Annotated in this window: 2 protein-coding genes; one reads left to right on the forward strand and one right to left on the reverse strand. The window is 66.0% G+C overall.

What is annotated here, in order from left to right; genetic code table 11:
- Positions 1–224: 224 nt before the first annotated feature.
- Positions 225–311, forward strand: coding sequence for a diacylglycerol kinase (locus tag LRG07_RS14125; protein WP_201241715.1), 87 nt, complete (start codon positions 225–227; stop codon positions 309–311).
- A gap of 543 nt (positions 312–854) precedes the next feature.
- On the opposite strand, the gene LRG07_RS13660 is transcribed toward LRG07_RS14125, so the two are convergent.
- Positions 855–1,134 (reverse strand): EAL domain-containing protein (locus tag LRG07_RS13660; protein ID WP_238642744.1); only part of this gene is annotated, 280 nt, incomplete at its 5' end.

Raw genomic sequence — 1,134 nt, forward strand, 5'->3', positions numbered from 1 at the left:
AGTGGTCAGTCAGCCCGGTAGGGTGGGGTGGTGAAGGCGGTTTGGCGCGAACCGTTTCTACGCGGAATCATACGTGGGACGCTCTCCTTGGCCGGCATCGATCAGGGTGTCCATCCGAAGGCTAAGGGTAACGCACTCGAAGCTGGGTGGGCATGACGGGGCGCTTTGCGAAGCCCCCGTCGCCGGCGTGGGGGCACCCGGGGTGATAGGGTGCCGCGCATGGTGTGCGGGCCAAGGATCTGGGGTCGGCAGCGGTGTTCGTGGCGATCGTCAATGCCGTCGCGCTTTGGCTGCTGGTGTTGCTTGGGTGAATCGCTGAGCCTCGTTCATGCGCACGCGAAGGCGTGCAGGGTTGGCGTGCCCGCTCGACGCAGAACCAGAACGGTTATTTCTGCACAGGCGATGCGAGACCCCGCTTAAGCCGCTGACATCTGGAGGCTTGTTCGCAAGGTACTGATTTTTGGCGTTTTGTGGGTGGGTAGTCTTTGTCCAATAGACCTCGAAGGCCCTCGCGGAGCGGGTTCGGCAAACTTTCTCCACACGGTTATCCACAGGTTCTGTGGAATCCTGGTCGACTCAGAGGCGAGGAGGCTGGGGGGGATGCCGGCACCGCTACGGCACAGTTTGTGGCATCCGGAGCAAGTTCCGCTTGTAGCAGGGCTTGCTCTGTTAGCGGCCCCGTCTACTGACCCTCCAAGATGGTGGTCATGGACAACAGGGGGTGACACGCCCGAGCGCACGCGGGGGAATGTGGTGGTTGTAGGCGGCAGCATGTCTCCGTGCAGCGGAAGGCCGCGGCCGGCTAACTGGCTGCGCTGCGCGCCTCGCGGGTGGTCCGCGAGGGCGCCGGCGGATCAGGCGGGAGCCGCCGCCCCGAGGCGCGGCCAGAGGTCGCCCGGCGGCATGGGCCGGGCGTAGTAGAAGCCCTGTGCCTGGTCCACCCCGTGCCGGCTTAGGGCCTCGGCCTCCGCAGCGGTCTCCACGCCCTCGGCGACGGTCTCCATGCCCAGGCTGGCGGCGATTCCCACGGTCGCCCCGACGATCCGGCCGGAGACGGGGTCATCGAGGAGGCCCTGGGTGAAGCTGCGGTCGATCTTGACCTGCTGCGCCGGCAGTTGCTGGAGGTAGAGTAGC

It is taken from the genome of Halorhodospira sp. 9622 (genome assembly GCF_022228025.1).
Classification (GTDB): Bacteria; Pseudomonadota; Gammaproteobacteria; order Nitrococcales; family Halorhodospiraceae; genus Halorhodospira; species Halorhodospira halophila_A.